Origin of the sequence: Brumimicrobium salinarum (assembly GCF_002844555.1) — a bacterium.
GTDB lineage: Bacteria > Bacteroidota > Bacteroidia > Flavobacteriales_D > Crocinitomicaceae > Brumimicrobium > Brumimicrobium salinarum.
In genome coordinates this window covers 31573-56315 of the sequence record NZ_PJNI01000005.1, presented here as the reverse complement: position 1 = coordinate 56315, position 24743 = coordinate 31573, and the positions used below count along the sequence as shown (strand labels likewise).

25 protein-coding genes are annotated in these 24743 nt (G+C 34.9%); 12 read left to right on the top strand and 13 right to left on the bottom strand.

Features of this window, described 5'->3' with window-relative positions:
- The first annotated feature begins 34 nt into the window (after positions 1-34).
- The 8 genes from CW751_RS05850 to CW751_RS05815 all read left to right on the top strand — a co-directional run bounded on the left by CW751_RS05850 (position 35) and on the right by CW751_RS05815 (position 7889).
- Positions 35-1798, top strand: coding sequence for an ABC transporter ATP-binding protein (locus CW751_RS05850; protein WP_101334068.1), 1764 nt, complete (start codon positions 35-37; stop codon positions 1796-1798).
- A 74-nt stretch (positions 1799-1872) separates the two neighbouring features.
- On the top strand, positions 1873-4656 hold the full coding sequence (gene uvrA, locus CW751_RS05845; protein WP_101334067.1) for an excinuclease ABC subunit UvrA: 2784 nt from the start codon (positions 1873-1875) through the stop codon (positions 4654-4656).
- A gap of 164 nt (positions 4657-4820) precedes the next feature.
- Positions 4821-5228 carry a hypothetical protein gene (locus tag CW751_RS05840; protein WP_101334066.1) on the top strand — a complete coding sequence of 136 codons (408 nt, stop codon included), beginning with the start codon at positions 4821-4823 and terminating at the stop codon, positions 5226-5228.
- Positions 5229-5714: 486 nt separating this feature from the next.
- Positions 5715-6062, top strand: coding sequence for a cupin domain-containing protein (locus CW751_RS05835; RefSeq protein WP_101334065.1), 348 nt, complete (start codon positions 5715-5717; stop codon positions 6060-6062).
- Positions 6062-6463, top strand: a complete 402-nt coding sequence (locus CW751_RS05830) for a group III truncated hemoglobin (RefSeq protein ID WP_205677794.1) — start codon at positions 6062-6064, stop codon at positions 6461-6463. The genes CW751_RS05835 and CW751_RS05830 overlap by 1 nt, the downstream gene beginning before the upstream one ends.
- Positions 6464-6476: 13 nt before the next feature.
- Positions 6477-6968 carry a thiol peroxidase gene (tpx, locus tag CW751_RS05825; protein ID WP_101334063.1) on the top strand — a complete coding sequence of 164 codons (492 nt, stop codon included), beginning with the start codon at positions 6477-6479 and terminating at the stop codon, positions 6966-6968.
- Between the two features lie 125 nt (positions 6969-7093).
- Entirely contained in the window at positions 7094-7420 is a 327-nt protein-coding gene (locus tag CW751_RS05820) for a phosphoribosylpyrophosphate synthetase (RefSeq protein WP_101334062.1), read from the top strand.
- Position 7421: 1 nt separating this feature from the next.
- A complete protein-coding gene (locus tag CW751_RS05815; RefSeq protein WP_101334061.1) occupies positions 7422-7889 on the top strand; it encodes a hemerythrin domain-containing protein in 468 nt (155 codons plus the stop codon).
- Between the two features lie 18 nt (positions 7890-7907).
- Here the strand turns inward: CW751_RS05815 and CW751_RS05810 are convergent, their stop codons facing one another.
- The 3 genes from CW751_RS05810 to CW751_RS05800 form a co-directional block, all read right to left on the bottom strand.
- A complete protein-coding gene (locus CW751_RS05810; protein WP_101334060.1) occupies positions 7908-9290 on the bottom strand; it encodes an FAD-binding oxidoreductase in 1383 nt (460 codons plus the stop codon).
- A gap of 68 nt (positions 9291-9358) precedes the next feature.
- Positions 9359-11434 carry an OmpA family protein gene (locus CW751_RS05805; RefSeq protein ID WP_165779229.1) on the bottom strand — a complete coding sequence of 692 codons (2076 nt, stop codon included), beginning with the start codon at positions 11432-11434 and terminating at the stop codon, positions 9359-9361.
- A gap of 13 nt (positions 11435-11447) precedes the next feature.
- Complete coding sequence (locus CW751_RS05800; protein ID WP_101334058.1) at positions 11448-12542, bottom strand: tetratricopeptide repeat protein; 1095 nt, start codon at positions 12540-12542, stop codon at positions 11448-11450.
- A 178-nt stretch (positions 12543-12720) separates the two neighbouring features.
- Here CW751_RS05800 and CW751_RS05795 point away from each other — a divergent pair, with 178 nt between their 5' ends.
- Positions 12721-13932, top strand: coding sequence for an acetyl-CoA C-acyltransferase (locus CW751_RS05795; RefSeq protein ID WP_101334057.1), 1212 nt, complete (start codon positions 12721-12723; stop codon positions 13930-13932).
- Between the two features lie 351 nt (positions 13933-14283).
- Entirely contained in the window at positions 14284-14487 is a 204-nt protein-coding gene (locus CW751_RS05790; RefSeq protein ID WP_101334056.1) for a hypothetical protein, read from the top strand.
- Here the strand turns inward: CW751_RS05790 and CW751_RS05785 are convergent.
- The 6 genes from CW751_RS05785 to murB form a co-directional block, all read right to left on the bottom strand.
- Entirely contained in the window at positions 14471-14983 is a 513-nt protein-coding gene (locus tag CW751_RS05785) for a GNAT family N-acetyltransferase (RefSeq protein WP_101334055.1), read from the bottom strand. The two genes, CW751_RS05790 and CW751_RS05785, sit on opposite strands and share 17 nt — an antisense overlap.
- Positions 14984-15081: 98 nt before the next feature.
- On the bottom strand, positions 15082-15849 hold the full coding sequence (locus CW751_RS05780) for a CDP-alcohol phosphatidyltransferase family protein (protein ID WP_101334054.1): 768 nt from the start codon (positions 15847-15849) through the stop codon (positions 15082-15084).
- Positions 15850-16059: 210 nt separating this feature from the next.
- Entirely contained in the window at positions 16060-16341 is a 282-nt protein-coding gene (locus CW751_RS15280) for a TolC family protein (protein ID WP_240612540.1), read from the bottom strand.
- Positions 16305-16775: a TolC family protein gene (locus CW751_RS15640; protein ID WP_101334052.1), complete on the bottom strand. Its 471-nt coding sequence runs from the start codon at positions 16773-16775 to the stop codon at positions 16305-16307. The genes CW751_RS15280 and CW751_RS15640 overlap by 37 nt, the downstream gene beginning before the upstream one ends.
- Before the next feature lie 547 nt (positions 16776-17322).
- Entirely contained in the window at positions 17323-18588 is a 1266-nt protein-coding gene (locus CW751_RS05765; protein WP_101334051.1) for an aminotransferase class I/II-fold pyridoxal phosphate-dependent enzyme, read from the bottom strand.
- Positions 18589-18959: 371 nt separating this feature from the next.
- Positions 18960-19970, bottom strand: a complete 1011-nt coding sequence (gene murB / locus CW751_RS05760; RefSeq protein WP_101334050.1) for a UDP-N-acetylmuramate dehydrogenase — start codon at positions 19968-19970, stop codon at positions 18960-18962.
- Between the two features lie 104 nt (positions 19971-20074).
- Between murB and CW751_RS05755 the strand changes: the two genes are divergently transcribed.
- Both CW751_RS05755 and CW751_RS05750 read left to right on the top strand, forming a co-directional pair.
- Positions 20075-20494 (top strand): PaaI family thioesterase, encoded by a 420-nt coding sequence (locus tag CW751_RS05755; RefSeq protein WP_101334049.1) that lies wholly within the window; start codon positions 20075-20077, stop codon positions 20492-20494.
- 8 nt (positions 20495-20502) lie between these two features.
- The gene (locus tag CW751_RS05750) at positions 20503-21480 is read left to right on the top strand and encodes a chorismate-binding protein (RefSeq protein ID WP_101334048.1); all 978 of its coding nucleotides are present in this window, start codon (positions 20503-20505) and stop codon (positions 21478-21480) included.
- Here CW751_RS05750 and CW751_RS05745 read toward each other — a convergent pair.
- The 4 genes from CW751_RS05745 to dnaX all read right to left on the bottom strand — a co-directional run bounded on the left by CW751_RS05745 (position 21473) and on the right by dnaX (position 24640).
- Entirely contained in the window at positions 21473-22177 is a 705-nt protein-coding gene (locus CW751_RS05745) for a glycoside hydrolase family 25 protein (protein WP_101334047.1), read from the bottom strand. The genes CW751_RS05750 and CW751_RS05745 overlap by 8 nt on opposite strands.
- A 223-nt stretch (positions 22178-22400) precedes the next feature.
- Positions 22401-22751, bottom strand: coding sequence for a 50S ribosomal protein L19 (rplS, locus tag CW751_RS05740; RefSeq protein ID WP_101334046.1), 351 nt, complete (start codon positions 22749-22751; stop codon positions 22401-22403).
- Positions 22752-22908: 157 nt separating this feature from the next.
- Positions 22909-23550, bottom strand: a complete 642-nt coding sequence (locus tag CW751_RS05735) for a hypothetical protein (protein WP_101334045.1) — start codon at positions 23548-23550, stop codon at positions 22909-22911.
- Positions 23522-24640, bottom strand: a complete 1119-nt coding sequence (gene dnaX, locus CW751_RS05730; RefSeq protein ID WP_101334044.1) for a DNA polymerase III subunit gamma/tau — start codon at positions 24638-24640, stop codon at positions 23522-23524. Before dnaX ends, CW751_RS05735 begins: the two co-directional genes overlap by 29 nt.
- Between the last annotated feature and the right edge of the window lie 103 nt (positions 24641-24743).

Genomic DNA, 24743 nt, shown 5'->3' with positions numbered 1-24743 from the left:
CGCACATTTCTGTGCAAAAATAGGAAATTAATAGATGAAGTCTCTAAGCTATCTCAACAAATATTTTCTTAAATACAAATGGAGGTTACTATTGGGTGTGATCTTTATTATTGGATCTAACTTTTTGTATGTTAACATGCCACTCATAGTCAAGGATGCAGTGAATCAATTTCAAACAGGATTTGATGCAGAAAATTGGTTCCAATTTGCATTTTATTTAGGAGGAATGTATGTCTTATTGTCTATTGGAAAAGGAATTTTTCTTTTTATGCAAAGACAAACCGTAATTATCGTGTCTCGATTAATTGAGTATGATTTGAAAAATGAAATTTATGAACAGTATCAAAGCTTAAATTATAATTTTTACAAAAGAAATAATACGGGGGATCTGATGAACAGAATTGCAGAAGATGTTTCTTACGTTAGACAGTATTTGGGGCCAGGTGTAATGTATACCATCAGCACTACTTTTCTGTTTGCTTTCACACTTACTTATATGCTCAATATTAGTGTTGAGTTGACTTTGTACACCTTGGTTCCATTGCCTATCATGACGTTTATTATTTATAAAGTGTCGAGTATTGTGAATAAACAAAGTGTTCAAGTACAACAACAGCAATCTAAAATATCTACACAAGTTCAAGAGTCTTTCTCAGGAATTACTGTGCTAAAAGCCTACGGAAGTGAAGGGAGGTTTGAACGTGAATTTAATGGCAATGTAAAGGAATACCTTAAAAGACACATGGCATTAGTTAGAACAAATGCTTTTTTCTTACCAACAATCACTTTTTTGATTGGAATTAGTACTATTTTGACCATCTATTACGGTGGTGTACTATCTTTTGAGACGCAGAATCAAATTTCATCTGGTGATATTGTAGCGTTTATATTCTATGTAAACATGCTAACTTGGCCTTTTGCCAGTGTAGGTTGGGTAACTTCTATGATTCAAAGAGCTGCAGCAAGTCAGGAAAGAATTAATGAGTTTTTGAGAGAAAAACCAGAGATTAAGAATATCAATACAGAGCCTTTTGACTTTAAAGGAAATATTGCGTTTAAAAATGTGAGTTATACTTTTCCATCTTCTGGAATCCAAGCTGTAAAAAACTTAAGTTTTTCCATCAATAAAGGAGAAACACTGGCCATTATTGGAAGAACCGGTTCAGGAAAAACTTCAGTAATCAATTTGTTGATGAGGCAATTTGATCCAACAGAAGGTGTTGTAGAGGTTGATGGACAAGATATTAAAACAATTAATATTAATGATTTTAGAAAACAAGCGGGAGTTGTTCCGCAGGGTGTTTTCTTATTTTCAGATTCTATTCGGAATAATGTTAAGTTTGGATTAGCAGCAGATCAGAATGCTAATGATGAGGAGTTAATAGAGGTGCTTAAAACGACACATGTTTGGCACAATATTAAAGATTTTAAAGAAGGCTTGGATACAGTTTTGGGTGAAAGAGGTGTGAATTTAAGTGGTGGACAAAAACAACGATTAAGTATCGCTCGGGCACTAATTCGAAAGCCAAAGCTCATGATTTTTGATGATTGTTTGTCTGCAGTTGATACAGAAACCGAAGAAATAATATTGAATAATTTAAAAAACACCATCGAAAACAATACGACTCTTATTGTAAGTCACCGTGTTTCTTCCATACGAAATGCAGATCGTATTTTGGTGTTAGCTGAGGGAAGTAAAATTGAAGAAGGAACACATGATGAACTTTTAGCAATAGGCGGTGTTTACTACGAAATGTACAATAAACAATTACTAGAAGAACAAGAGGATAATTCGTAATTGACTAAGTCGTAATTCGTAATTGACTAATTCGTAATTGATAATTGATAATTGACTAATTCGTAATTAAACAGATGAGGACTGAATATATTCACATAAAAGGCGCAAAAGAACATAACCTAAAAAACCTTGAGGTTAAAATACCACATGGTAAAATGACTGTGATAACTGGTTTGTCTGGATCTGGTAAATCTTCTCTTGCTTTTGATACTTTGTATGCAGAAGGACAACGACGATATATTGAGAGTCTTTCGGCTTATGCACGTCAATTTTTAGGTAAGCTCGATAAGCCGAGTGTAGAATTCATTAGAGGCGTAGCACCAGCGATTGCTATTCAACAAAAGGTATCTTCTACAAATCCAAGATCAACTGTTGGAACAGTAACTGAAATTTATGATTACTTAAAAGTTTTATTTGCCCGTGTTGGTAAAACGTATTCCCCAAAAAGTGGAGATGAGGTAAAAAAACATGGAGTAACCGACGTGGTGAATTTTGTACAGGAAAAAGAGGAGGGAGTTCGTTTTATGGTGCTTGCTCCAATTTTAAATTATTCAAAATATGGTATAGAACGTCAGTTAAATATTTTTAAAGAACAAGGATTTTCTCGTGTGCGTATTAATGGAAAAGTACAACGTGTTGACGATGCTATAGGTCAGTCTTTAAAAAACCTTGAAACACTTGAACTTGTTGTTGATAGAATGGCTGTTAGGCATAATGATGAAGATCATCAATCACGCTTAGCTGATTCAGTTCAATTGGCCTTTGCGGAAGGAGGCGGTTCTTGTTGGATATCCTTTCCGACATCAGAGGAGATCGCAGAATTTTCTAATCGCTTTGAATTGGATGGAATAACATTTACGGAACCGAATTTACATTTCTTTACATTTAACAATCCCTATGGAGCCTGTGATACTTGTGAAGGTTTTGGTTCAGTAATCGGTGTAGATGAAGATTTAGTTATTCCGGATCGCTCACGTTCTTTGTATGATCAAGCGGTTGTCCCATGGAAAGGGAATAAAATGAGTCAATACCTTGACGATTTTATTGTTCAATCTGCTGAAATCGACTTTCCTATTCATCGACCTATACGTGATTTGACGGATGAAGAATACGCTATTCTTTGGAATGGAACCAAGAATATTAATGGAATTAACGACTTTTTTGATTACCTGAACACCAAAAAGTATAAAATTCACGTTCGTGTTATGCTTGCACGCTACCGTGGGAAAACTTTATGTCCAGATTGTAAAGGAACACGACTCAGGAAAGATGCTAATTATGTCAAAGTTGGTGGAAAGAGTATTTCTGAACTTGTTCTAAATTCTATTGAAGAAAACCTTGCTTTTTTTGAAAAAATCGAACTTGATAAACAACAAAAAGAGATAGGAAAACGTGTGCTTACTGAAATTTCAAACCGATTAAATTGGTTAAGTCAGGTTGGGTTGGGGTATTTAACGCTAAATCGACAAGCTAACACATTATCGGGGGGTGAATCTCAAAGAATTAACCTCGCTACTTCTTTGGGAAGTAGTCTTGTAGGGTCTATGTATATTTTAGATGAACCAAGTATAGGTTTGCATCCGAAAGATATAGAGCGTTTAGTTAGCGTGCTTCAGGAGTTAAAAGAACTAGGGAATACCGTAATTATTGTTGAGCACGAAGAAGCAATTATGCAAGCTGCCGATGAAATATTAGATATAGGACCACTTGCTGGAGTGAATGGTGGAGAATTGGTGTTTCAAGGTGACCATAAAAAACTTATTCAAGCGAAAAATAGTTTAACAGCTGATTATTTAACAGGAAGAAAAGAAATTGCTGTACCTAAAAATAGGCGTAAACTCAAACATGCTTTACATCTAATTGAGGCAGCAGAGAATAATCTCAAAAAAATTAGTGTAAAAATTCCATTACACGGAATGGTCTGTGTGACTGGAGTCAGTGGCTCTGGAAAATCAACATTGATTAAGGATATTTTGTACCCTGCACTGGCTAAAAAGTTAGACATTCACGGAAACAATATTGGAAAACATTCAGAGCTCACAGGGGATTTTGCAGAGGTTGAAGCGATAGAGTTTGTTGATCAAAATCCCATAGGACGCTCCTCTCGAAGTAATCCAGTGACTTATGTTAAGGCCTTCGATGAAATACGAACTTTATTTTCAAGATTGAAATTGGCTAAGATGAGAAATCTAAAACCAGGCTTTTTTAGCTTTAATGTGCCTGGAGGTCGCTGTGAAGTGTGTGAAGGAGAGGGTCTTATCAATGTTTCTATGCAGTTCATGGCAGACATTCAACTTACTTGTGAAGCATGTCAAGGATCAAGGTATAAGGATGATGCTTTAGAAATCAAGTACGAAGATCGTTCTATTGCAGACATACTATCCATGGATATTCAAGAAGCTTTAGACTTTTTTAAAAGTAAAGATGGAAATTTAGAGCAGAAAATTGTTGATAAAATACAACCGTTGGTGGATGTCGGTTTGGGGTATCTAACGATGGGTCAAGCATCTTCAACTTTGTCAGGAGGTGAGGCTCAGCGTATAAAACTCGCCTCTTTTTTAGTGAAAGCTAAGAATCCAACACAAACCTTATTTATCTTCGACGAACCAACAACAGGCCTGCACTTTGATGATGTTAATAAATTATTGATCTCACTGAATCGTTTAATTGAAATTGGACATTCTGTTGTAATTATAGAACACGATATGGATGTAGTGAAAAATGCTGATTGGGTCATTGATTTAGGACCCGACGGAGGTGTAAATGGAGGCCGATTAGTAGCTCAAGGAACACCAGAAGAGGTAGCCAAAGTAAAAGGAAGTTACACGGGGAGTTATCTTAAAGAGAAACTCATATAGTTGTCGGGTGGATGTATAGCTTTTTGATTGTGAAACATCTATGAGATTATTATGTTTGTCGATCAAAACTATTTATAAACGTATTCAGAATCAACTAATAAACGCTATAAAGTTGTTTATTAAACATTTTAGATATATTTTTGAATCAAAATAAAATTAAAAATATGAAAAATACTATGAAGTTTTTAACACTAGCTTTAGGGCTTTTGTTCGTTTTGGGATCATGTAATAAGTATGAGGAAGGTCCAAAATTTTCTTTGTTGACAAAGAAAATGAGAATAACAGGAACTTGGGTTCCAGATAAAATTGTTACAAGTGAAGGTGTAGAAACCAATGCCGAAGCAGGAGATGGTGAAATTGTTATTGATAAAAGTGGTTCGATAACATTGAAAACTGAAGGTTTTGGAATCAATGGAGATTGGGAATTTACCAACGACAAAGAAAATATCAAAATGACTTTTAGTTTTTTTGGAGAAAAAACAGTTCAAGAGTATCAGATTCTGCGTTTAAAGAACAAAGAACTGTGGCTTAAAGATGAGGACAATACTGTTACTCAATACGTGGCTAAATAAAATAAAGCACTGCATTTTTTTGGCAAAACCACCTCTTATTTGAGGTGGTTTTTTTTTGAACTATTCTTTTTTATTTTGTCGATGAAAAATCGCTAAATGAATTCGCAAGAGTCTAAATTATAAAATCATTATTACTTCTCTCCATTACTTCTCTCCTCTCGATTGAAATATGCCCTTATTTTAATGTCATCTTGAAGTGAATTTCTCTTTTCAACTGAATAGAGAGTGAAACTTGCGCAGAATCTTGTCAGCTAACCGTTTATTAACATGATCGACGACTTAGATTTATATACTGGTAAAGTATTCAAAAGGTATTAAATCATATAGAGCTATTTATTCTTAATAACCAACAATTAACATTAACGTCAAAAAGTAAATGAAAACTTTAACAACTTATAACGGATAAATTTGTCTTTATATGTATTTCTAACTATCTTTGATTAGAATGCACAAGCATTCGATTGTAATTAGAAAAATATAGAAGAGATGAAGAGTAATTCGTATACCAAGGATTTAGAATTTTCCGATGACAAAGTAAAGGTGTCTTTAATTTTAGAGACCCTTTTTTCTAAGGAAATTCGTATCGCTTTTAAGGCTGGCCAAGTCATGAAAGAGCACCAAACACCATTCCCAATCATAGTTCACTTATTAAAAGGGGCGATTGATTTTGGTGTCAATGGAGAACAGCATCAGTTGGAGGCTGGAGATATTTTAACCTTAGAAGGTGGAATTCCTCACGACTTAAAAGCCAAAACTGAAAGTGTGGTACGATTAACACTTTCCAAGCAGGATGTTTCTAGTAGAGTAGAGCAAGTGGCAAAAGATTCTAAATAATGAAGGAAATAGAAAATAGAAGTGACGTGAGTCATTTGGTTCATTCTTTTTACGACAAGATTAGAGCAGATGAAGTATTAGGTCCCATATTTAATGCGCATTTATCTGATGAAGAATGGCCGCCTCACTTAGAGAAGCTTACAGATTTTTGGGAAACCAATTTATTTGGAATTCGCAAATTTAAAGGTAATCCACCGCGTGTGCACGCCGAAGTTGATCGTAATCTGAATCATGGTGTTACACAGGAGCATTTTGCACAGTGGATTCGCCTTTGGTTTGAAACAATAGATGAGTTGTTCATTGGTGAACGAGCAGAAAGAGCAAAAAATGCTGCGAGAAGAATGTCAACAGGTTTGTTTCTCGCAATTTGGAATTCAAGACCTGAAAATAACTTACATTAAAAAAAAGAAAAAGATGAATTTAAAATTTAAAGGTAAAGAAATTAAAACGAATGGAAACTTTCCAAAAGTAGGGGATAAGTTGCCTGGTATGCAGTTGGTAAAAACGGACTTATCAGAGCTGAATACAGATGAGTTAAAAGGAAAAAAAGTTGTTTTTAATATTTTTCCGAGTGTTGATACAGCGGTTTGCGCTTTGCAATTGAATAAGTTTGCGGCGCAATTGAAAGACCGCTCTGATGTAGCATTGGTATTTGCTTCACTTGATTTACCATTTGCTTTTAAGCGGTTTTGTACAGATGAAGGTATTGATAATGCAATTACAACCTCAGATTTTAGACACAGAGATGCTAATAAGTTAGGCGCTGTAATGGAGGGCGGTCCTTTACAAGGTTTACATGCGCGCGGAGTTATTGTAACTGATGAGGATTTAATTATACAATATGCTGAATTAGTTGAGGAGGTTACCGATGAGCCAAATTATGAGGCTGCACTCGCTAAAGTATAAACTTTGTCTTGTCTTTTAATTTATTAGCTGCTAAACTCTTGAATGTTAATTAAAACGCTTATATTGAGTATTTTACTTTAGGTAGAAGGTGAAAAGTATGGATTAATTTATATAAATAAAATGTTATGGCTAAAAAACCAACTTACGAAACTGTTTCAGGTGCAATTAATGATTTAATTAAAAGAGGATATACCACTGATTTTTATATAGAGGCAACTAAAGATTGTATTGTTTGCAGGAAATCGGAATTGGCCTTATCCGCAGATGAATTTAAAATAGATGAGGTTCATCGGTTTGAAGGAGAGACAGACCCAGGTGATTCGATGATAGTATATGCAATATCCTCTAATACGCATGATGTAAAAGGTGTTTTAATGAATGCCTATGGTGTTTATGCTGACGGAACAACTTCTGCAATCGTAGCCCATTTGGAAAAACAATTAAAAAAATAAAATGAGTACTAAAAATAAACCTTTAAAACGCGACTCTGCATTAATTCCTTTTAGTAGAGAACATCACCATAGTCTTCTTTTGGGATGGAAAATTCGAAAAGGAATAGCAAATGGAGTGGAGATTAAGAGAATAAAAAAATACACCGATTGGTTCTATAAAAATCATGTCAAAAAACACTTTGAGGATGAGGAAAAGTATATCTTCCCTATTTTAGGTGAAGAGCATGAACTGATTAAAAAAGCTCTGGCAGAACACAGAAGGCTAACGCGATTGTTTGAAGAAACGGATGAAATCGAAAAATCTTTACATCACATTGAGGAAGAACTTGAACGACATATTCGATTTGAAGAAAGAGAATTGTTTATGGCTATTCAAGAGGTAGCAACATCCGATGAATTAAAGAAAATTGAATCATTACACGATGAATTGAAATTCGAAGAAAACACAAAAGATGTGTTTTGGGAATAATCAATCTCGCAGTTCAATTCAAATGATTTTTTCTGGATTCAAAATATTTTTTGGGTCAAATATAGATTTTATTTGTTTCATAAGGTGAAGTGAAGTTGATGAAAATGGTATGTCCATATATTCTTTTTGAACCCATCCAATTCCATGCTCGCCTGAAATTGTTCCTCCCAAATCAACAGTGAGTTTGAAAATTTCTCGAATAGCTTTTGGCAATTCATTATTCCATTGCTGATCAGTTAGTGTTCCTTTTATGATATTTACGTGAAGGTTTCCATCGCCGGCGTGACCGTAACAAACAGATTGAAAACCATATTTTTGTCCTATATTTTTTACACCTAAAAGTAAGTTAGGTAACGCAAAACGTGGAACCACTGTGTCTTCCTCTTTATATATCGAATGTGATTTAACCGCTTCACCTACTTTTCTTCGTATTTCCCAAAGTTTATCTTTTTGAGCTTGGTTGTCTGCAAAAAGAATTTCTCCTGTTTTGAAATTAGAGAGTTCGTTAGCTATTATTTCACAGTCTTCCATAAGTTTAGTTTCATCGAAACCATCAACTTCTATGAGTAAATGAGCGGCATGGCTTTCTCGAATCTCCATTTGTATGTTGGGGTGTTTTTCTAGCGTCCATACGATAGCGTCTCGTTCCATAAACTCAAGTCCACTCGGTGTAACTCCTGTTTTCATGATCGCAGCAACGGCTTCACAAGCATCTTTGGCAGCAAAGAACGGAACAAGCATTAGCATGTCATGGCTTGGGTGGGGAATTAAACGCAATACAATTTGAGTTACAATGCCCAAGGTTCCTTCGCTACCAACGATTAATTGAGTTAAATTATATCCTGTAGCGTTTTTGAGTACATTTGCGCCGGTCCAAATTATTTCACCCGAGGGCAAAACCACCTCCAAATTCAGAACGTAATCAGCAGTAACACCGTATTTAACTGCTTTTGGACCACCACTATTTTCAGCAATGTTCCCACCGATGAAACAACTTCCTTTTGAGGCTGGGTCAGGCGGATAAAACAAGCCTTTTTCTTTTACAGATTCTTGGAGCACTTGTGTAATAACACCAGGTTGAGTTGTTACTTGCGCATTGTTTTCATCTATGGAAATAATACGGTTCATTTTTTCCGTGCTTAATGCTACGCCACCTTGAACAGGAAGTGCGCCGCCACTTAAACCTGTTCTCGCACCTGACGGTGTTACTGGAATGTTGTGTTCATTGCAATATCGCATAATCTCCGCAACCTCTTTTGTTGTGCTAGGCTTTAGGACAAGATCGGGAGGGAAGTTTAAATCTTCTGTTTCGTCACTGCCATATCGCTTCAAATCATCTGGTGAATTTGTTGCGATAGCCTTAAATTTGTCGAGCAACGTTTTTATGTTCTCTTTTTCCATAGTAAACCAATTATAAATGAAAAACCCTTAGCAAAACTAAGGGTTTTCAATGAATTTTATATTTAAAATTAATTTTCTATTATTTCAAACTCTGTTCTTCTGTTCTCTTGTCGTCCTTGCGCGCTTTTGTTACTTGCCACAGGATGGGTCGATCCATATCCTTTTGCTGTAAGTCGATTGGCCGCAATTCCTTTACCTTTTAAATATACAACAACTGCTTCAGCACGCTCCTGAGAAAGTTGATTATTGATAGACGCCGAGCCTGTGTTGTCTGTATGACCAGAAATTTCAACCTTTAATGAAGGAACATCTTTTAGTAATTTTACCAAACGATCAAGCTCAGCATTAGATTCACTTCGGAGACTTGCTTTTCCAACATCAAAGAATATGTTACGCAATGCGATTTTACTACCAACAGCAATGTTCTTTAACTCAATTGTCTTATTAATTAAGTTGTATTCACTGCCGTCTGGAATATCAAAATTCTCTGAATGAAAAAGATATCCATCGGCTTTAACAGCAATACCATAGTTTTTTCCTGCCGTTAACGAAAGTAAAAACTTTCCAGAAGCACTGTTCGTTGTAAATCGTTCAATAATTTGACCAGACTTATTATCTGTAATTTCTATTGAAGCTTCCACAGGTTTATTGGTTAGTGCATCTATTGTTTTACCTTTAAATACGGTAAGTGAAACCTTATTTATACTTACAACATCTTCTATTTGTGGATCTTTTATTGGATTAGCAACTGAAGCCAATAAATAATCTTCAATATCTACAATTGGTTGTTTTGGTGCTCCCCAAAATGTAACTTTATATATGTCAAACCCTCCTGCTCCTCCAGGTCTATTTGAAGAAATATATGCAAATTTACCGTTTGCCGTTGAAGCAAAAAAGAAATCATCATAAGGCGTGTTGATTGGGTAACCCATGTTTTCTGGTTTTGACCAGCTTCCTTGTGTTCTATGGGAAACAAAAATGTCATACCCTCCAATAGATTCATGTCCTTGTGATGCAATATACATTGTTTTTCCATCGATATGCATGTAAACAGGACCATCGTTGAAAGGGCTACTTACAGAGCTAATTAAAGAAGCTGTTCCATAATTTTTTTGCATTTTACTTTGCATCCCTGAAAACATAATATTTGTTCCTTTACTATTGTTTTCATTACCTCTGGCAAACGTAATGTTGTATCCATCGTGGCTGTATGAAGCATACATATCGTTGGTCTTTTTAGAGCTAATTTGAAATGGCAATATTTCAGGAGCACCCCAATGGGCACCTTTCAGTTCAGTTTCATAAATATCAGTTTGCCCTTCATTATCCTTATGAAGTAACATCCGTGTTCCATCATAAGAAAGGTTGTTAACGATATCGTCGAGACTTGAATTCACATTTCCAGGTATTGATTTTACTTTCTGCCATTCACCGTTGTCATTGTATGAGCTGTAAATGTCATGATCGTATTCACCGACCTCATTTGGTTGGTGGTCATTTGGACGATTTGAACTGAAGATGATGTCTGCTCCATCGGTAGTTATTGCAGGCGCTATTTCATCGTATTCTGAATTGATTGCGCTCACATTATCTACCCAACAGCGAACAGGATCGTTGTTAAACTTTTTAGCAGCTCTTACTTCTCGTTTATGCATCGAAACGAATTTGTTAAAATTATCAGATTTTCTATAGTTATCTTCAAATTTTTGATACGCTTTTAAGGCTTTGTCGTATTCGTTTTCCAATTGCATTGCATTTCCGTAATAGTAGTATAGGAAAGGATCACATTCAGGATCTAGTTCATACGCCTTTTTTAAATAAGGAATCGCTTTATAAGGCGAAGTTGAATGGATGTAACAAACGCCTATTCTAAAATTATTTAACGCATTATCTGGATTAAAAGCTTGTGCTTCTTCAAAGTTTTTAAGGGCTTTTTTAAACGCTAACCCTGGAGGTCTTACCTCAAAAATTGCTAATGAACCCTCTTCAAAAAAGGGAACTCCTCTGTCTATGGCATCAGTAGCAGCTTTGTATCCATCTATGTCATCTTTAAAGTTACCACGCTTAAATTCTACATTTTGAGCAGAAATAATTCCGCTAACAAACATAAAAGAAAGCAGTATGTATATATTTATTGTTTTCATTTTCATCATCTTTTTAGTATCCACAATTTTGAGCTGCATATTTTCCACCAGATTCTGCCCCCAGCTCATTTGCTTTATTCCAGTCCTCGCATGCACCATTCATATCCCTAAGCATTTCTTTAATCATGCCTCTATTTACATAAGCCGTAGCGTATTCATTGTCAAGTTGTATTGCTTTATCAGCAGCTTTTTTAGCTCCTTTATAATCCTCTTTCTTAAACTTTACGGCAGCAATATTTGCGTAAGCAGGTGCATAATCATCTTTTATGGAAATACACTTATTGAAATCCGATAGCGCTTCATCAAGTCTATTTTTTTCAATTTGTGTTGCCCCGCGATTATTATATGCTAAATAGAAGTTTTTATCGACAGAAATTGCACGGTTGAAGGATGCGATAGCACCATCATAATTCTCCATTTTTAATTTTGTTGTACCAATATTATTTAATACAAAAGCTAAATTTGGATTTTTTCTAGCGGCTTCTTCATAGTCGGCAAGTGCTCTTTTGTACTCACCTTTCATTCGGTAAGCACTTCCTCTGTCGTTAAAAGCATAAGCTAAATTTCCTTTTAAATCTATGGTTGTTGTAAAAGAAGTAATTGCACCATCATAATCTTGTTGTAAAAATTTCAATGTTCCATAATTATAATGTGCTTTCGGATTTTTAGGCGCTAACTGAATGGCTTTCTTGTAATCTTTTTCGGCTTTCGTATAATCACCTGTACCTTGGTAAGCTCGTGCGCGCTGAAAATATGCCTTAGCGTATTCCGGGTCTTTATTGATTAAAGTTGATAAAGTCTTAGCTGCTGCAGCATATAAATTTGTTTCATTTTCGGCAACACCTTTATTGTAATATGCAGCTGTAAAGTTTGGATCAGCTTCTATTGATTTTGAAAAGGATTTAATGGATTGTTTATAAGATTTTTTGTTAAACAATTCAATTCCTTGATTATAGGCTTCTTGACTAGCAGCGATGGTTGCATTTTCCTCATTTAAAGCCGCTATGGAATCACGATAAGCTTGTTCTTTCTCTGTTAATTCTTGTGCAATTGACATACTTCCTAAGAAGCAAATACAAAGTCCACAAAGCAATAGGTTTCGTTTCATTTTCGTTTTTTTTATTAAACTCCCTCTAAAATAGAATAAATATTTGAAAGAGCGAATAACAAGTTATACACAAAGACCTTATTTTAATTATTTGATTTACGCAACTTACTGATAGTCTTTATTATGATTGTTCTCTAAAATTGTTATTATTTTAGCAGTTCAATAGAATTTCAAATACATGAGTAAAGAAGTATATATTATAGACGGTGTAAGAACACCAATCGGAAGTTTTAGAGGTTCATTATCAACAGTTAGACCAGATGATATGGCTGCATTGGTTATGAAAACTGTAGTGGAACGCAATGAAACACTCAATCCAAAAGCTATAGAAGATGTTATTTTTGGTTGTGCTAATCAGGCAGGTGAAGACAATAGAAATGTTGCAAGAATGTCCTTGCTTTTGGCCGGATTACCGCATACAATTGGTGGAGAAACCGTGAATCGTTTGTGTTCATCAGGATTGTCGTCGGCCGTAAGTGCAGCGCGCGCAATAAAAGATGGTGCGGGTGATGTTTATTTAGCTGGTGGTGTAGAAAATATGACCCGTGGACCGTGGGTGATGAGTAAATCGGCAATGCCTTTTGGTAGCGATGCAAAGCTTTATGATTCTTCGTTTGGATGGAGATTTATAAATCCAAAACTTCATGAGGTTTATGGAACTGACGGAATGGGACGAACGGCAGAAAATTTAGTTGAAAAATACGATATTTCGCGCGCAGACCAAGATCAATTTGCAGCATGGTCTCAGCAGAAAGCTGAACGCGCATGGGAAAATGGGCGCTTAGCCGAAGAGATTGTTCCTGTGCATATTCCACGTAGAAAAAAAGAAGACCTTATTTTTGATAAAGATGAGTTTTTTAGACCAGGAACGACTGTTGAGACTTTGAGTAAGTTGAGACCTGCATTCAAAAAAGATGGTGGTTCAGTTACTGCTGGAAACTCTTCAGGTTTAAACGATGGAGCAGGAGCTTTACTTTTGGCAAGCGAACAAGGTGTAAAAGACCATCAGTTAAAACCAATGGCAAGATTTGTTGGCGCAGCTGTAGCTGGTGTAGAGCCACGTATAATGGGGATAGGGCCTGTTCATGCAAGTAACAAATTGTTTAAACGCACTGGATTAACCATGGAAGATATGGATGTAATCGAATTAAATGAAGCTTTCGCTGCACAAGCGTTGTCTTGCACTAGAGCTTGGGGAATAGCAGATGATGATTCACGTTTAAATAGAAATGGAGGAGCAATTGCATTAGGGCATCCTTTAGGAATGACTGGTGCAAGAATTCTTCAGACTGCAGCGATTGAACTCCAAAAAACCAAAGGGAAATATGCTTTGGTTACACTTTGTATTGGTGTCGGACAAGGATATGCAGCAATTATCGAAAGGGTTTAATAAAGATTAAAAACTAAGTTTAAATTTAAAGACGGTAGGCATTTGTTTATCCCGAATTATTAACTCCTTTAGTCGTTGAGCTCGCAGGCTCGGTTCACCAATCTTAAAGTTTAAGAGTATTAACATCTGTAAGTCAGTATTTTAACTGTGTTTCCTGTGAAATTTGAGAAACCCATTTTTGGGTATTTGTGTATTTGTAAGATTTAAAATTAAATGCATGAACCGAGCCTGCGAGCTCAACGACTAAAGGAGTTAATAATCCGGGTTATCGTCTTTTTTGTTTTTTTAATAGTTATTATTTTTAGTTAGAGTGGATGTTTTCTATATTGATTGTAACTAAAAATAAATATTATGTCACGAGATAAGTTTAAAGAACGAAACAAACAGAATGATAAAAAAGGACCGATACAAGAGAAAGACGTAATGGGCGAAAATGTAACGCCCATGGGTAAAAAACGGTCTAAAAAAGATGATTCGTTTGAAATTAAACATAATCAAAAGAATCATGAGAAGAAAGATAAAGCCAATCGTTCAACCACTAATAAAGATGAATAACCTTTTCAAAAGCTTTTCGTGGACTTCCTTTTAACATGACTTCGCCGCACAATTGGTAACCCATTTTTTTGAATAAATACAGCATGGCATAATTGTCAAAATTTGTATCGGCTTTTATGCTTTCAATTCTTAATTTACGCGCATACGCCTCGATTTCTTTAAATAGGAGTGTGGCATATCCATTGCCTATTTCATTTTGGCTGATTGCCATACGGTGAAAAACCACATAATCTTTATTGCTCAGCCAAGCGCCATTTATATGTTTATAGTCAGGTTCATCATTGATGAGGATGGCACAGTAACCAATAACTTGTTCTTTTTTTGTAAGAACGAAACCATGCCCTTGAAGAATATCCTTTTTTATAATTTCAAGATTAGGGTAGCCGTTTTGCCATTGAGTACTACCTTCTTTTTTGCGCTGTGCAATTCCATCTTGAAGCACTTTCCATATCTTATTTTGATCTGCTGTTCTAGCTTTTCTAAATTGTAAATGCATGGTTTTAATCTAATATTTATCTTGTGTTCGATTTGACAAGCAATAAATTCACTAAAATATCAGTAGACGGCTAATCAAAACTTGGACAGCAAGTGTGATTATTTCAAAAATAATTTTCGAATTAATATCATAACGACAATTAGCAGTGAATATCCAATAAAAAATGGAATTATATAATGATGTTGCTGAATAGCTAATAAAACCGCAATGATAAGTAGTTGAAAACCTAATCCATACATTGATAGAAAAGTCATAAACCATTTAGGAAAAGGTTTACAATCTTTGGCACGACGATCTAGCCCATAAATGATTTTATCAAAAGGGCCATAAAGTGCGCTATAAATAGCAAACATTTTATTGACAGTGCTTTGTTTTTCTATTGGAAAAGCCGTGGGAGGTTCATGTTCAAAAACCCTACTTGTTGTATCGCCATTGGAATTGTTTCTTAAGATTACATAATAAAAATTATAAAGTGTGCCTTGTAATTGTATGCCGAAAAATGCCAGCAACATGAGTCCAAAAGCAGTATCAGTAATGAAAGCAATTGCCCCTAATAGTAAAAAATTTAGAAGTAAATCGGCAATAGAATCATAGTATCTTCCTGTATGTGAGGGTGTTTTCTTTAATCGGGATAATTCACCATCAGCGGCATCTAAAATTGACTTTAGAACAATAAGTGCTGCGGCGGCGTAATAAAAATTATTCAGTATACAGAAAACGGCCAATAATCCTGTTATAATGAATGCAGTAGTTACGTGGATGGGGGTTGCAGATGTTATTGCTAATGAACGTGCAATCCACCGACCTGGAATTCTACCGTAATCTGAAATATCAATAAATTTAGCGGAAGCGGGAAGTTTTGACATTTATTTTATGATTCAGAAATTCAATTTCTTATTTTCTCGAAAATATGTTCTGTTCACAAATTTAGTATAACCTATGAATGTCCAATTGCATTAAACTATAAAAATGAATATTAAGCGTCAAAAATAAAATAGAGAATAGATCATTAAGATGCAACATAAATTTTTATAGACTATTAGTTCTGTGTCATTTCTTTTTTATATTAAATTAATTCAATTCAATCTCCCCAATTCATACTCAATATTCATGAAAGCTATTTGAGATTTAATCAATAAATCAATAAATTTGATTTGTGTGTTGATGTTGCTCCATTCTCTAGCATTAACAAGAAAGAGTGAACTTTCTCCCGCTTCAAACTTTTGTTGTTCCGCTTGCAATAAACGATTTGTTCCATTCATAATTGTTGTATAACCTGATAATTGTTGTTGTGTAGTTTCCCAAGTGTTTATAGCAACTTTTAGGTTCTGGTTAAGTGAACGTTCAGTTTGATCAATCTCATATTGTTTTCTAATATGGTAATGTTTGTTTTTTGTAGTTGCCCTCTTTCTTTTCTCAGAAAAACTGGCATTTTGAATGATAATCCCCAATTATAATTGTTTATGGAATAGCCTTGAATGATATCTCCATCAATGGGTTCGTTTAATGCGTTATATTTTAAATCAAATTTTGGCTTTAAACGTTCTAAATCTAATTGTCGTTGTATATGAAGTTGCTCTAAATACATTTGTTTTTTTGCTAATTTTGGATGGTTTTCAATTAAGGAGTCTAAATGTAGTTTCATTGATGCTAAGTCCAACTTGTTTTCGAATTGATTTGAACTTGGAGGAGCAATGTCATCGGTTAACTCTAGAGGAACTCCATCTTGATTCCATAAATAAACTTCTAACTCGGCGTTGGCGTTCTTATATGCTAAAATTGCATCTTGCAATACTATAGATTTATTTTGATATTGAATGAATGCCTCAACTGTATCAATGCCTAATAGCGTAATTAATTCTTGGACACAAAGTTTAGTAATAACTTTAAATTTGTGTTATGAGTTTACATCAAAGAGAAGTATACCCTAACCCTGTCAGTAATCACGAATATTTGCATGACAATCCTAATGGTAATTTTGAAATTACAGACCTTAATGGGAAGATTATTTAAACAGGAGAGATAAAAAATAAAAAAAATTATTTCTCCTATTCAAAAAGGACTATATCTACTTAAAGTACATTCGACTTCTAATACACATTCTATCACTAAAATATTGATAAAATGAAAAATTGAATTAGATGTTAGTCTACTTTACAATGGTTATTATGTTGTAAGGCTCATCAACGATTGTCGGCTTAAACGCGATAAGAAATTAGTTGTTGATTAATCAATCAATATTTATTTACAGCAATCTACAGCTCTAAAAAAATACCACTCGCAAATTGCGAGTGGTATTTAATTATATTAACGAGGGTAAACAAATAAAAAATTAAATTTTATTTGTCAACTTCTACATCGGCAAGTTCTTCTGCTTTGTATTCGCCTTTATCTAGTTTTTCTTTAACAATTTTAAAAGTATCAATGGTGTGTTGTACATCGTCTAGCGTATGTGCAGCTGTTGGAATTAAACGCAACATGATTGTGCCTTTAGGAACAACTGGATAGATAACAATAGAACAGAAAATGCTGTAATTTTCACGTAAATCGAATGTTAAATTAGTGGCTTCTGCAAGATTTCCTTGTAGGAATACAGGAGTCACCGCTGAATTAGTGTCACCGATATTAAAACCATTTTCTTTCAATCCTTCTTGTAATGCAGTTGCAATTTTCCATAAATTGGCTTTGTGCTCTGGTTGTGTTCTTAGTAATTCCAAACGTTTACGTGCACCCACAACCAATGGCATTGGAAGAGATTTTGCAAACATTTGAGAACGCATATTGTAGCGCATATATTCAACGATTTGCTCTTTTGCACATATAAATGCTCCAATTGAGGCCATTGATTTAGCAAAAGTTCCAAATAGCACGTCTATTTCTTCATGTACACCTTGGTGTTCACCTGCACCCATTCCTTTTTCTCCTATTGTACCAAAGCCATGAGCGTCGTCTACAAAGAGTCTAAAGTCATATTTGCCAGATTTTCTAAACTCAACAATGCCTTTTAAATCTCCTTGATCGCCAGCCATTCCGAAAACACCTTCAGTAATTACTAAAATTCCACCATCGGTATTTTCAACGAGTTTTGTCGCACGTTCCATTTGCTTATCAAAGCTTTCCATATCGTTGTGCTTAAAAACGAAACGCTTTCCTGAGTGTAATCTCATTCCATCAAGAATACAAGCATGTGATTCACTGTCGTAAACAATAACATCGTTTCTATCCACTAAACAATCAATCGCAGAAACCATTCCTTGATAACCGAAGTTCAATAAAATAGTGTCTTCTGATTTCATGAAATCTGATAGCTCATTTTCCAAGGCTTCATGCTCACTGGTTTGACCTGTCATCATTCTTGATCCCATCGGATAAGCCATTCCCCACTTTGCAGCTGCATCGGCATCTGCCTTACGCACCTCTGGTTGGTTGGCCAAACCTAAATAGTTATTTACCGACCAAACCAAGCATTCTTTTCCACGAAACATCATTTTGTTTCCGATTTCCCCTTCTAATTTTGGAAAGGTAAAATACCCGTGTACTCCTTTTGCAAATTGTCCTATTGGACCTCTATTTCCTTTTATTTTTTCAAATATGTCTTTAGCCATAGATGTGTTTTTTTATCTGTTCAAACGAAAACAGATTTTTAATACGAATGCAAAGATAGCCGATTTTTAGAGATTTACATATTTAAAACGGCGAATTATTAAATTGAAGATAGGTTTTTGGATATTCTTTTCAAAGGTTTGACTTCTTACACGTCGTGTAAATATGAAACCAAATGTAATTGAAAAAATCTTTTTTGAAGTCAAAATTGATGTGCTTTATCGTGTTTATCTATCTACTTTTTATAAAACAATACCTTTAAACATGTGGGATTGGAGATGCGCTCAATATATAATAATGGTTCAGCTCATTATCGCGAATCATTGGGAAGTTTTGATTTAACAGAAAAGTGAGAGAAGTACTCCGCAAGCTTTTAGTCTATTATATTCACCTCACGTTCTAATTTGATGTTGAATTTAGTTATGATGTCGGCAATGATTTCATTAGAAAGCGCTACAATATCTGCTCCTTTAGCGTCTTTGTAGTTAACCAAAACCAAAGCTTGTTTTTTGTGAACACCATAATTGTTGAACGTTTTTCCTTTCCAACCTGCTTGGTCAATTAACCATCCAGCGGGAACTTTTACTTCTGTTTTACTTACAGGATATGCGGGGATTTCAGGATGTACTTTGCGTAATTCTTCGTGGTGCGTTTTTAAGATCACTGGATTTTTGAAAAAACTTCCAGCGTTCCCAATTTCTTTTGGGTTGGGAAGCTTAGATTTTCGAATGGAAATGACCGCGTTACTAACGTCTTTAATTGTCGGCTGATCGATGCCCTTCTTTTGTAATTCGGTTTCAATTGCGCCGTAACTGGTGTTGAGTTTTGGGTTTTTTGAAAGTCTGTAGCTTACAGATGTAATGACGTATTGGTCTTTTAATGCTTTTTTGAAAACGCTTTCTCGGTAACCAAATTGACATTCAGCATGCGTAAATTCTCTAAGTTTACCTGTCTTAATTTCAACTGCTTCTAAAGATTCGAACACATCTTTGATTTCAACGCCATAAGCACCAATATTTTGCATTGGACTAGCGCCAACACTACCAGGAATGAGGGAGAGATTTTCGATTCCTGCCCAATTTTGTGTAATTGTATGCATAACTAAATCATGCCATATTTCACCTGCACCTACCTTGATGAGTACAGTTTTGTCGTCTTCGCTAATCACTTCGATGCCTTTTATTTTATTGTGTAAAACAATACCATCGAAATCCGATTGAAAAAGTACATTGCTTCCGCCACCAAGAATTAATAAAGGCTGTTCAGATGTTGACTTTAAAAGTTCTTGAAGTTCATATACGTCAGTAAAAGGCGCGTATAATTTGGCTTGAACATCCATTCCAAAGGTGTTGAAATTTTTAAGACTTACGTTTTCTTTTAGCATTTTGACTTAGTTTTATGCGAATGTAATTACTTTTAGGGTGCACAAATACATTTTATAATTGTTTTATGAGCAATTGGTATTTAAAAACTTTTAATTTATAGAATATGTTAAAGCAAGTTGATTTAGATTTCATCAATTCTTTTAATAAAGATACATTGATGGAAGTCCTTGATATTAAATGTATAGAGATTGGTGAAGACTATGTAGTTGCTACGATGCCTGTTAATTCAAAAACTCATCAACCCATGAAATTATTACATGGTGGCGCGAGTGCTGCCCTGATTGAAAGTGTTGGATCAATGGGGTCTACTTTGTTGCTCGATCTTGAAAAAGAAGTTCCTGTAGGAATCGAAATTAATGCAAATCATGTAGGAGGAATGCATAATGGTATGGTAAAAGCTATCGGGAAAATTGTTCATGCTGGTCGGAGAACTCATGTTTGGCAGGTTGATTTAACGGATAATGAAACTGAAGAATTGATATGCACTGGACGTTTAACAGTTATGGTCGTACCTCGTAAATAAATTACAAAATGGCAGTATTGGCATATCAGTTTCCAGATGGAGACATTAAAAAGATGAGTGGGAGATGGGTAAAGTCATCAATTGAGGATTTACCATTAGATCATTTTTTTATTTCCAATTTCACAAAATCTGAAGTCTTTTATTTTGTTGCGGAGCAAGTAATTGAAAAAATCGTTAATCAATCATTATACTTTAATTCTTCGGATTCAATTTTCGTTGTGCATCCAAAAGCTTATCTGAATGGGTTGCAGTATTTTATTGATGGTTTTGAACACGAAGGAATTCAAAAAGCAATTTTTTCACGCATTAAACTGGTTGAAAAGCATAAGGAGGATAATATTGATGGAATTTTCCATAGTTTAACAGACCGGTATAAGCATGAAGCTTTGGTGTACTTGGTAAGTGATGAGAAATTCGGGACTTGGATGGGAGCAACGCCAGAAATTTTACTTTCTGGAAATCAAGAATTGATGAAATCTGTTGCTTTGGCTGGAACAAAGCGTGAAAAAGAGGATGAATGGACCAAAAAAGAAGAAGAAGAGCATCAGTATGTAGTAGATTTCGTTAAAACTAAGATCGCTTCACAAGCTCCATTGCGCTTGCAAGTTTTACCAACTGAAACCGTTAAAAAAGGAGCGGTATATCATTTAGAAACTCGGTTTGAGTTTTCGATAGCCCCGATAAAATGGAATACATTAATGCGAAGTTTGCATCCGACACCCGCTGTTTGCGGTACGCCGCAAGAGGCAGCACAAAAGTATATTTTAGAAAATGAGCCACATGATCGGATGTTTTATACGGGGCTCATTGGATGGCGTGGTAAAGAATCGCTTTCTGTTTATGTGAATTTACGATGTATGCAGGTTGTCTCAGATGCGTTTGCACTGTATTTGGGTGGTGGTATTACGCAGTCTTCTGACATTGTAAGTGAATTGCAAGAAACTGAAGATAAAAGTGAAACTTTGCTAAAAGCGATTGTTAATTAAATTGGACACGCCCAACATTTAAATCTATTTTTATCCCTTCATGATGAGGTAATTGAGCTTGATCTGTAAATTGCCAGTATAAAATGCGTTTGTCTTTTGGTAGGATAAATGGTAGGGAATAGGCTGCAATCCAAAATTTGTAATCCTGAAATTCATTTTTAAATTTTGTTTGATAGAAATGATATGAAGTGTAGATAATGGGGCGTTTTCCTGTTTCTTGTTCAACGGTTTTGAGAAACGTATATACGTCTTTAATTAATTGCTCATCAGAGCTTCCTTCAAGTTCAACATCTAATACTGGTGCAAGATCCGTAGGGAGTGGATTGTAATGTTTTAAGAAAAATATTGCTTGTTCCCGAGAATCTGTTTTTGGTCTGAAGAAATGATAAGCGCCATGTTTGGCTTTGAGCTTTATTAGTTTTTGACGATTGTACTCCCATTGTGAATCTAGGTGGTCTCTTCCTTCAGTTGCTTTAGCGTAAATGAATTGTATTTGAGGTTGAATATCCTCTTGTAATAGAGCTTCCCAATCTATTTTTCCTTGATGATGTGAGACATCGATTCCAAAACTGGCGTAGTTGCTAGGTATAACAAAGTTGAAATCGTTTTTAAATTTTAGAACAACAGAACTCCAAAGTAGGTATCCAAAAAATGATAGTACTATGAGGTGAAGAATCAGGTGTGTCGATTTTTTCATGTTTATTCTAGGTCAAAAAAACTACAAATAAAATATAAAATCAAAAGAATCCAAGCTTTAAATGCTGTTAACCAGATTAGGTTGAGTGTATACCTTTACAAACAAGGGGATTGTTTTGAGGTTGACTAACTATTTGTTGAAACAAGAATCAAATACGATTCATGAAAAAAAGGACTTCCTAATTTTAGAAAGTCCTTCGAATATTTTAATGGTTAAGACTGTTTTAGAATCTTCTTTTCTCTCTAATACGAGCAGACTTACCAGTTCTTTCACGGAAGTAGAAAATACGTGCTCTTCTTACTGCACCTTGTTTCAATACTTTTATCTCTTCGATAAATGGTGTGTGAAGAGGGAAAATTCTTTCTACACCTATTCCTCCAGATACCTTACGAACAGTAAATGTTTCTGTTGAACCTGTACCACGACGTTGAAGAACAACTCCAGTAAATTGCTGGATACGCTCTTTGTCGCCTTCCTTAATTTTATATGAAACAGCAACGGTATCTCCAGCTCCAAAATTTGGGGCTTCTACTGCTGTTGAAAATTCGTTTTGAACTTCTTTTATTAAATCCATGACTTTTATTTTATCTTCTCCGAAATTGGGGTGCAATATTACATATAATTTATGAATTAAACCATTCTAAAGCTGATTTATTTACAAAAAAGATTTCGGAATGTAAAAAATGCATTTTTTTATCTTTAGTTTGATGCCTACGAAATGAATTAACTATTTAAATATCAATGTCTAGTTTGAATTTTTGACGTAGCGTTTTTAAATGGGGATTGCGTTCGGCCATATCTTCAAATTTTGCTTTACTTGAATATAATTTTCCACTTTCCGATGCTTCTTCTTTTATGGTTAATTGAATTGCGTAATTGTTTAATTCCTTTCTTAAATAACTTACTAAATTCGTTTCATGGGATTTTATAAACCCTAATTGAACATCGTTGTCAACGGTATGGTTTACAGTAAAATTCTCTGTTAAAACTGGGTCATGTGCAATCATTGCAGTGTAAAGTGTACCAATCCCTTCTTCTTTTGCTTTAAAAGCGAATTTTCTCCAACTCATTCTTAATTCATCAATAGAAAACGGATCTGTAGCTCGGCTTCCCTTTTCTTCTTTTTGCTGAACTTTCTCTTTTTTCTTTGAAGCTTCAGAGATAAGATCGTTAATTCCTAAATAGGATTGATTCAGTTTTCGTGTTGGAGCATCTAGTTTTTTTGCCTCTTTGTTTAAGGTAATACTTGCTGGCTTTGTCTTTTTTTGAGGAGTGACACTTTTTTTATTATCTCTTTCAGACTTAGATTTTTTCTGACCTTTAAATGGGATTATGTGTACTGGATCAGTTAAGGCTTTTTTTTTCAAGCTCATTTTTTAATGAACACAACTGCATGAGTACTAATTCCACAAGTAACCTTTGGTTTTTAGCGGATTTATAATTTGTATCAGCTGTGCTAATCACGCCTAGCGCACGCATAATATGCCTTGCCTCAATTGTTGCTGCTTGCTCTTTGTATCGTTTTTTTATACTTTCTCCTACTTCAAGAAGATCCAATGTTTTAGGGTCTTTCGCAACCAATAATCCCCTGTAGTGTTCTGATAAACCTATTAAAAATTGATGTCCATCAAAACCATGGTTGACTATTTCATGATATAATAATAAACTGTTGGTAATGTCTTCTTCAAGTGCATAATCAACAAGTCTAAAGAAATAATCGTAATCAAGTACGTTTAAGTTTGCTAAAACCGATTGATAGGTTATTGTTTTTCCAGCAAAACTTACTATTTGATCAAAAATTGAGAGGGCATCTCTTAAAGCACCATCTGCTTTTTGTGCAATAAGATGTAAACCTTCACTTTCTGCATCTATACCTTCGTTAACAGCAATTTTCTTTAAATGCTCTGCGATATCAGCAACTTGTATTCGGTTAAAATCAAAAATCTGACAGCGAGAAAGTATTGTGGGAATGATTTTGTGCTTCTCAGTTGTTGCTAAAATAAAAATTGCATGTTTTGGAGGCTCTTCTAATGTTTTAAGAAATGCATTGAAGGCTGCTGTTGAAAGCATGTGAACCTCGTCAATAATATATACTTTAAAATCTCCAAGTTGTGGTGCTATTCGTACTTGATCTATCAAGTTTCTTATGTCGTCTACGCTGTTGTTCGATGCCGCATCGAGTTCGTAAACATTTAAAGACTGTCCTTCATCAAATGACAGACACGAATCACATTCGCCACAAGCTTCAATGTTTTCTGTTCGGTTGGAACAGTTAATTGTTTTGGCTAAAATTCTTGCAGTTGAGGTTTTTCCGACCCCTCTTGAACCACAAAATAAAAAGGCCTGGGCCAATTGATCATTTTTTATTGCATTTTTTAAGGTAGTTGCAATATTGCCTTGACCCACTAAAGTATCAAAGGTTTGTGGTCTGTATTTTCTTGCCGAAACAATGTAATCACTCATAAATACAAAAATAAGAGAATTTAAAATCTTTTCCTCAAATATACAAAGAGAAAGTTATTTATTGATAAAATAAAAAAGAGAAAAGGGAATGATGTAAATGTCA